Source organism: Candidatus Phytoplasma phoenicium, from assembly GCF_001189415.1.
In the GTDB taxonomy this organism is placed as follows: Bacteria; Bacillota_I; Bacilli_A; order Acholeplasmatales; family Acholeplasmataceae; genus Phytoplasma; species Phytoplasma phoenicium.
Window position 1 is genome coordinate 1 of record NZ_JPSQ01000048.1, and the last position, 8,031, is coordinate 8,031.

General features: G+C 24.2%; 8 protein-coding genes. 1 reads left to right on the forward strand and 7 read right to left on the reverse strand.

The window, feature by feature from the left end; translation table 11 throughout:
- Nucleotides 1-239: site-specific integrase (locus AlmWB_RS01180; protein ID WP_192833071.1), on the reverse strand; the 239-nt coding region annotated here is incomplete at its 3' end.
- A gap of 616 nt (nucleotides 240-855) precedes the next feature.
- Between AlmWB_RS01180 and AlmWB_RS01185 the strand changes: the two genes are divergently transcribed.
- Entirely contained in the window at nucleotides 856-1,371 is a 516-nt protein-coding gene (locus AlmWB_RS01185; RefSeq protein WP_050337282.1) for a hypothetical protein, read from the forward strand.
- A 184-nt stretch (nucleotides 1,372-1,555) separates the two neighbouring features.
- On the opposite strand, the gene AlmWB_RS01190 is transcribed toward AlmWB_RS01185, so the two are convergent.
- From AlmWB_RS01190 to rsgA, 6 genes are all read right to left on the reverse strand, one after another.
- Entirely contained in the window at nucleotides 1,556-2,584 is a 1,029-nt protein-coding gene (locus AlmWB_RS01190) for an extracellular solute-binding protein (RefSeq protein ID WP_239682426.1), read from the reverse strand.
- A gap of 104 nt (nucleotides 2,585-2,688) precedes the next feature.
- Nucleotides 2,689-3,486, reverse strand: a complete 798-nt coding sequence (locus AlmWB_RS01195) for an ABC transporter permease (RefSeq protein WP_050337286.1) — start codon at nucleotides 3,484-3,486, stop codon at nucleotides 2,689-2,691.
- Entirely contained in the window at nucleotides 3,476-4,315 is an 840-nt protein-coding gene (locus tag AlmWB_RS01200) for an ABC transporter permease (protein ID WP_050337288.1), read from the reverse strand. The genes AlmWB_RS01195 and AlmWB_RS01200 overlap by 11 nt, the downstream gene beginning before the upstream one ends.
- 4 nt (nucleotides 4,316-4,319) lie before the next feature.
- The gene (locus AlmWB_RS01205) at nucleotides 4,320-5,621 is read right to left on the reverse strand and encodes an ABC transporter ATP-binding protein (protein WP_050337289.1); all 1,302 of its coding nucleotides are present in this window, start codon (nucleotides 5,619-5,621) and stop codon (nucleotides 4,320-4,322) included.
- Nucleotides 5,622-5,694: 73 nt separating this feature from the next.
- Entirely contained in the window at nucleotides 5,695-7,527 is a 1,833-nt protein-coding gene (lepA, locus tag AlmWB_RS01210) for a translation elongation factor 4 (RefSeq protein ID WP_050337290.1), read from the reverse strand.
- Nucleotides 7,528-7,643: 116 nt separating this feature from the next.
- A partial coding sequence (rsgA, locus tag AlmWB_RS01215) for a ribosome small subunit-dependent GTPase A (protein ID WP_157022391.1) occupies nucleotides 7,644-8,031 on the reverse strand: 388 nt, incomplete at its 5' end.

The following is an 8,031-nucleotide window of genomic DNA, read 5'->3' on the forward strand; positions in this document are numbered from 1 at the left end:
GTTCGTAAAGATGAAACTTTTCTCATAATACTAATATTTTTTAATTGTCGTTGATGTAAATAAGAAACAAAAAGACGAGCTTGTTTTTCTTGTGATAAATTTTCAAAATTAAATTTCATATTGTTAAATAAAAAAAAATATTGAAACTCTTTTAAATCTTTGATATAATTGTTAACAGTTAACATTGAATAATTACGTTCAATGCTCAAAAAAATTTCAAAATCATTAATCAAATCCAAAATTAATCATATCCTAATTTTTATTTTTGAAATAATTACTATTAAATATCTTCAATAATATCTTCGATTTGAAAAATAAAAGTCAAATTCACTAATCATTATTTTTATAAAAAATAGCATTTAATAAAATATTATTTTAAATTAATAAAATGAATAATTAAATTAAAATAAAAAATTTACGTTAACTCAAAATACTTAAGAGTAAATACAGAATAATTATAACATATTTACTTCAAGTCTAATTCAAAATAAAACATCTAGCACCAGCCACACCTCCAAGAAGAGTCAATTATTTGGAAAACCCATCAAAATAAAAAATCCAATTTATTTCTTTGCGATAAAAAACATAAATTTCAATTTTTAAAATTTTTGTAATATTAAAATTCCAATAAATATTGGTAAATTATTTAATTATTATTATTTAATTGTCATTTAAAGGAATAAAAAATTTAAATAAAAAAGTTGACATATAATAAAAAAATTGCTACAATCAAATTGTAGCATCCTAAAGAAATAGCAAAAATATAGTAAAAGAAACAAAAGAAAAAACTCTACATTAAAAACTTAAAATCGCATTTTAAGTTAAATAATAAAAAATAGTTGGAGGTTTTTATTTATGTTACAACAAAGAATAACAAAAATTGTTTTGTTGTTTACTGCTATTTTTTCAACTGGTTTCATAATTTTATTCATTTCTAGTGCGCCAAAAAAAATTTCAGCGGTGCAAAACCATGATTTAATGAATCAAGTGAATCAGTCTTTACAAAATAAAGTCACTTATGGAGTTTCTTTAACTCTTGATAAAATACGTATTTTGTCAGAAGCAAAACACGGAAAAACTGCTCGTAGCGAAATAGAAACTTTATATAATGATATTTATGGTAATATTTTAGAAATTCCTTCTTGGGCAGAAGATAACATTACGGAATATGAAAAAAATTCAGAAGCTGATGATACAAAAACTTTACAACCTTTAATTATTAATCTTTGTACTTATGTAATTAATAATATTGTGAGTAAATTAAAGGCAGATATAGAATATAATGATTACACAACATATATTACTGAAATATCAACTAACTTAAATAAACAAGTAAATTCAGCAGTCTCAAGTCTTTGGTATTCTGATTAAATTCACATTTAATCAAAAAAATTAACCTAAAACAAAAAAACTCTTAATTTATAGAGTTTTTTTTGTTTAAAACAATAAAATTAAAATTAATAAATAGAAAATGAATTTCTAAATATAAATTAAAGATTATATTAAAAATACGACAATTTTTTTATACAAACATTGAAAATTGTTTATTAAAAGGCTATCTTTTGATATTTAATTTCGACAAACGTATAATTATAAACGCAAATATAATTAAAAAACTAAGAACAAATAAATAATAATCTTTAGGTCGAGGACTAGCATAAATGTCATTCCAAATATCATTAATTTGTTTTTTATATTGTTCCTTATATTGATAAAATTTATCTTTATCTTCTTTTACATCCAAGTTCAAAGGTGTGTTGTTTATTTCAACATAAGGCGAATCATAACCAATAAAATCCATATTTTTTTGAATATTGTTTGATTGCAATAAAAAATTAATAAAATCATAAGCTCCTTCTGTATTATTTCCACCTTTAGGAAATACGAAACTATCAATCCAAATATTAGTTCCAGATGTAAAATCAAAATAAGCTAAATTATCGTTATTTTGCATTAAAAAGCGAGCATCTCCAGAATAAGCTAAGGCTAAATCATAACGTTCTTCTCCTTTGATTTTCATATTATCCAAAAGCTGATCAGTTACAAAAGATAAATTCATCTGAGTTTTTTTTAAATCTAATAACCACTTTTTAGCTTTTTGGTTATGTATTTCGTTACAACCACTAATATCTCCATCGATAGCTTTTAAACCTAAAAAGATACCTTCAAAAGGATTATTATACAAAGCAACTTTATAATGACTATTTTTTATTACGTTTTTCCAATTTTCTTCTGAAATGTCAATTTTCTTTTTATTATATAAAAGTCCTAGTTTTCCCCAAAAATAAGGAATAAAAAATTCTTGATTGTTTGAAAGTTTGCCTTTAATTTTTTGAAACTTTATAGTTTCTTTTAGATTACTAACTATTTTAGTTGGATCGATTTTTTGTAAATAATCTGGTATTAATTGCGTTATAGCATATTCACTTAAAATAGCTATGTCATATTGATGACCTGTTTGAATTTTGTTAATTGCTAATTCATTAGATGAAAAAAAACTTTGTTTCACAATAAATTTATCCGATTGCTTATTATATTCATCAATAATTTGAGGATCAATATATTCTCCCCAATTAAAAAGCAAAACTTCTGTTTTTTTTTCTTTTGAATTAATTTTCAATAAACTAAAACATATCAAAAAGAATATAGCTAAAAATAATATTATTAATATTTTTTTATTCTTCATCATTATTTTCTAGAAACTTTTCTTAAATAAAAACAATCTAATAAAATTTTCATTAAAATAAACATAATAAAAATCGATGATAAAGCATTAATAGTAGGATTAATAGTTCCTTTTAAACTATAAATATAAGCAGCAATATTTTGACAATCAGCGCCACCCACAAAATAAGAAATAATAAAATCATCAAAAGATAAAGCAAAAGCAATACCTGCACTCGCTATCATCGCTCCTTTTAACTGCGGTAAAATAATTTTACTTAATGTTTGCAAAGGAGTAGCGCCTAAATCATAAGAAGCTTCTAACAAATCTTCATCTAATGTGCAACATTTGGTATAAACAGATATCAAGACATAAGGGATACTGAAGGAAATGTGAGCTAACAACATACGCATAAAACCATTTTGTAAACCTATAAAACTAAATAAAACCAATAAAGCTAAAGCATTAATCACTTCTGGTATAATCATAGAAAATTGATTAGCATTAATAAGTGATTGACGCCATTTTTTTTTATAATTCATTAAAGAAATAGCAGCTAAAGTTCCAAAAATAGTGGAAAAAAAAGTAGATAAGAAAGCAATTTGAAAAGTCACTTTAATAGCATTTTTTATCGCGATATCTTGAAAAATTTTACGATAAAATTTTAAACCAAATTTATTAAAATGCACAAGAGAAGAAATACGACCATCACTTACATTAAAAGAAAAAATCACTAAAGATATAATAGGTAAATAAATAAAAATTAGTATCAAGACTAAATATAAATTTGCAATTTTTTTATTATTTATTTTAGGCAACATGTTTGTTAGTTCCTTTGTATTTTTTATTTTTACAAAAAGCTAAAATAAAAAACAAAATAAAAATTAAATTAACTGCCATTGCACAAGCACTTTTAACATCACCATTTAAAAAAATTTTGTTTTCGATCAATTCACTAATAACAATGACTGTAGTAGGACCTAAATATTTAGGAACAACGATATTAGTGACAATTTGTAAAAACACCAAAGCAACCCCTGTGACTAAGCCAGATAAGGATAAAGGTAAAATGATTTTTTGAAAAATTTGTTTTTCATTAGCTCCCAAATCTCTTGCTGCGTCAATTAAACTCTTATCAATTTTCACAATACTTAAATAAATAGATAAAAACATATAAGGTAAAAATAAATATACAAAACCAATAAACATCGCAATATTGGTCTCTAATAAACGTATCTTTAAAAATTTTTCCATTAAAGAAAAAATTTGTACTAAAGATTGAGTTTTTAAAATCATATTAATCCAAATATGTCCATTAATCAATAAAACTAAAATAGATTGAACTAAAAGATTAAAACGAGAAACTATATAAGCTAAAGGATAACAAATCACAACTAATAAAAAAGTAGCTATAATAGTAATAGATAGCGTTCTTAATAAAACATATAAAAAAGAAATGTTTTTATAAAAATCTTTATAATATTTTAAAGTAAAAGTGGTTTTCAGAAAATTATGTTCATTTAATTCTTGAAAAGAAAAAACAAAAATAATAAACATAGGTATTAAAATTAGAAAAAACACTATAAAGCAATAAGGAAATAATAAATAATTATAAAACTTATTGATTTTTTGTTTCATAGAAAGGAACATAGCATTACCATAATTCCATTACATGCAAATCTTCAGGTTTAAAAAAAATTCCTATTTCTTTTTCTTTTTCTATAAAATCCGTTGTATGAATTATATAATTACGATATTTTGTTTTCACAATTACTTCCCAATGTACCCCTTTAAATAAAATATTATAAACAACTCCAGTTAACAAACCTTTATGACTTTCCACAATATCGATATCTTCTGGCCTAATTACAATATCCACTTTTTGATTTAGTTCAAACCCATAATCAACACAACTAAATTCTTGATCATCAAAATAAACTAAAAAATCTTCTTTAAAAACACCAGGAATTAAATTGGATTCACCAATAAATTGTGCTATAAAACGATTAGCCGGTTCATTATAAATATCTTGTGGGGTGCCTATTTGTTGAATTTCTCCTTGTTTAATCACCACAATTTTATCACTCATAGTTAATGCTTCTTCTTGATTATGTGTAACAAAAATAAAAGTGATACCTGAATTTCTTTGAATTTCTTTTAATTCATATTGCATTTCTTGTCTCAATTTTAAATCTAAAGCTGCTAAAGGTTCATCTAATAATAAAACCTTCGGTTCGTTAACAAGTGCTCGTGCAATAGCTACTCTTTGTTGTTGCCCTCCTGATAATTCATGAATTTGTCTTGTTTCAAAACCACTCAACCCTACTAATTTTAAATGATGTAATACTTTTTCTCTAATTAATATTCGTTTTGTTTTAACAGTGATAAATTGTTTTTGTAATGAACATAAGTATATTTGTTTTTGTTCTTTTAATTGAGATATTTTTTGTTTTAATTCTTTTTTTAAATTAATAATTTGCGGAGACTGGGAAAATCCTAAAATAGACCAAAATGATTGAGATGTGAATAATTTATTTTCAACCATTATTTTTTCATGATAAAAAGATTTTATTTGGCTAATCTTTTGATCTATATCTATATTGAACGTTTTAATTTTTTGTTTTAAATCATAATTAAAATCTTTAATAGTTAAACCGAAAACAATATTATCAAAAACATTTAAATGCGGAAATAAAGCATATTTTTGAAAAACTGTATTAATTAAACGACAATGAGGAGGAATTTTTACAAGGCTTTGATTATTAAAATAAATATCGCCACTACTTAAATCTGTAAACCCACCAAGAATTTTCAATAATGTAGTTTTACCACAACCAGAAGGACCTAACAAAGTAACAAATTCATTTTTTTTAATCTTTAAATTAATATCATTTAAAATAATTTGATTATCAATTATTTTTGTAACATTTTTAAATTCAATTAAATCATTTGACATTTTATTTATTAACCTTTTTAATAAAAATAACATCGTGATTGATGTTTTTTATAAAATATTCTGTTTTATATAATTAAGATTTTTTTTGCGTTGACAAAAGAGCCAAAAAAGCTTTTTTAGGTAAAACAACTTTTCCTATACTTTTCATTTTTTGTTTGCCTTTTTTTTGTTTAGCTAAAAGTTTTTTTTTACGACTTACATCACCACCATAACATTTATCAATGACATTTTTTCTATGTGATTTAATTGTTTCTCTAGTAATAATTTTTTTACCTAAAGCAGCTTGAATAACAATTTCAAACATTTGTTTAGGTATCAATTCTTTTAATTTTTGACAAATCATTTTCCCTCTATGATAAGCAAAATCTTCGTGAACAATAAAAGATAAAGCGTCAACTATTTCGGAATTTAATAAAATATCTACTTTTTTTAATTTACTAGGATAATATTTATCCATCTGATATTCAAATGCTGCGTAACCTTTAGTGGCTGATTTTAATTGTTCAAAATAATTATAAATAACCTCAGTCAAAGGTAATAAATAATTTAAAACTACTCTATTTGTATCTAAATATTTTAAATCTTGTAATTGTCCTCTTTTATTTTGAGAAATTTCCATAACAGTACCGATGTATATTTCGGGACAAGTAATAAAAGCTTTGATATAAGGTTCTTCAATTCTTTCAATAGATTGGTTATTCGGCCATTTAGCGATATTATCGATAATAATTTTTTTATTAGGTATTTGAAAAACATGAAAAATAACTGAAGGAGCTGTAATAATCACATCAATACCAAATTCTCGGATAATTCTTTCTTGCGTAATTTCCATATGCAAAAGCCCTAAAAAACCAACACGAAAACCTACGCCTAAAATATTTGATGCTTCTTTTTCATAAACTAAAGAAGAATCGTTTAATTTTAATTTTTGTAAAGCATCTTTTAGATTAGTATATTTACTGGTCTCTGTAGGAAACAACCCACAAAAAACTACTGGATTAACCTGACGATATCCAGGAAGTGCAGTTATTTCATTATAATAACGATTCAATGTAATAGTATCTCCAACTCTTACATCATCAATATTTTTAATAAAAGCAGTTAAATAACCTACATCACCTACAGATAAAAAATCTTTTTTGACTGGTTTAGGATTTAAAATACCCACTTCCATAACTTCATAAATAGCTTGGCTAGTTATAAAACGAATCTTATCCCCTTTTCGTAAAATGCCATTAAAAATTCTAATAGAAGGAATAACGCCTTTGTAAACATCAAAAAAAGAATCAAAAATCAAAGCTTGTAGTGGTGCTGTTGCATCCCCTTGAGGAGGAGCAATATCAGTAACAATACGTTCTAAAATGTCTTCTACGCCTAAACCAGTTTTACCACTCGCTAAAATAATTTTATTAGGTTCAAAACCAAACATTTCTTGCATTTCTTTTTTATTTTTGTCAATATCAGCATTATCCATTTCTACTTTATTTAAAATAGGAATAATAGTTAAATTATTTTCTAAAGCTAAATAAACATTCGATAATGTTTGTGCTTGGATGCCTTGAGTTGCATCAACAATTAACAAAACACCTTCGCAAGCGGCTAAAGAACGAGAAACTTCATAATTAAAATCAATATGACCGGGTGTATCAATTAAATGCATAATATATTCTTCTTGATTACGTTGAGACTTATAAAGAATTTCTACTGCATTTAATTTGATGGTAATGCCTCTTTCACGTTCTAAATCCATAGAATCTAATACTTGCGCTTTCATTTCTCTTTGGGTAATGGTTTTGGTAATTTCTAAAATACGATCAGCTAAAGTAGATTTACCATGATCAATATGTGCAATAATAGCAAAATTACGTATTTTTTTCTTTTTTTGATTTAATATATTTAAATTCATATCCCAACTTTTTAACCATATTTGTTTATTGAAATTTTTTTAACTTAAATTTAAAAAAGCAAATAACTAGACAACATTATTTAACTACTGAAAAATAAATTTATGATCGAATTTTTTTAATTTTTTTGCATTTCATTAAATAAAATTAAATAATTTTTATACCTTATACTTGAAATTAAACCTTTTTGATATGCTTCTTTGACTTTACACTTGGTTTCTTGGATGTGTAAACAACTATAACCAAAAAAACATTGATTAGCGAAAATTAAAAAATCATGATAAAAATCTTTCAATTTATCCGCAGATATATCAGTAAAATCTAATTTAGAAAAACCGGGTGTATCAGCGATATAACCTTCATAAAAAAAATATAATTTTGAATTTTTTGTTGTATGTTTTCCTCTATTCAAAGATAAAGAAATTTCTTGTGTTTTTAAATTCAAAGAAGTCAAAGCATTGAGTAAAGTAGATTTTCCCACTCCTGTTTGACCAGCTAAAATCGTC

Coding starts and splice junctions, on each gene's coding strand:
- AlmWB_RS01205 (WP_050337289.1), bottom strand. CDS start 5,621: ATGTCAAATGATTTAATTGAATTTAAAAATGTTACAAAAATAATTGAT.
- AlmWB_RS01200 (WP_050337288.1), bottom strand. CDS start 4,315: ATGTTCCTTTCTATGAAACAAAAAATCAATAAGTTTTATAATTATTTA.
- AlmWB_RS01185 (WP_050337282.1), top strand. CDS start 856: ATGTTACAACAAAGAATAACAAAAATTGTTTTGTTGTTTACTGCTATT.
- lepA (WP_050337290.1), bottom strand. CDS start 7,527: ATGAATTTAAATATATTAAATCAAAAAAAGAAAAAAATACGTAATTTT.
- AlmWB_RS01195 (WP_050337286.1), bottom strand. CDS start 3,486: ATGTTGCCTAAAATAAATAATAAAAAAATTGCAAATTTATATTTAGTC.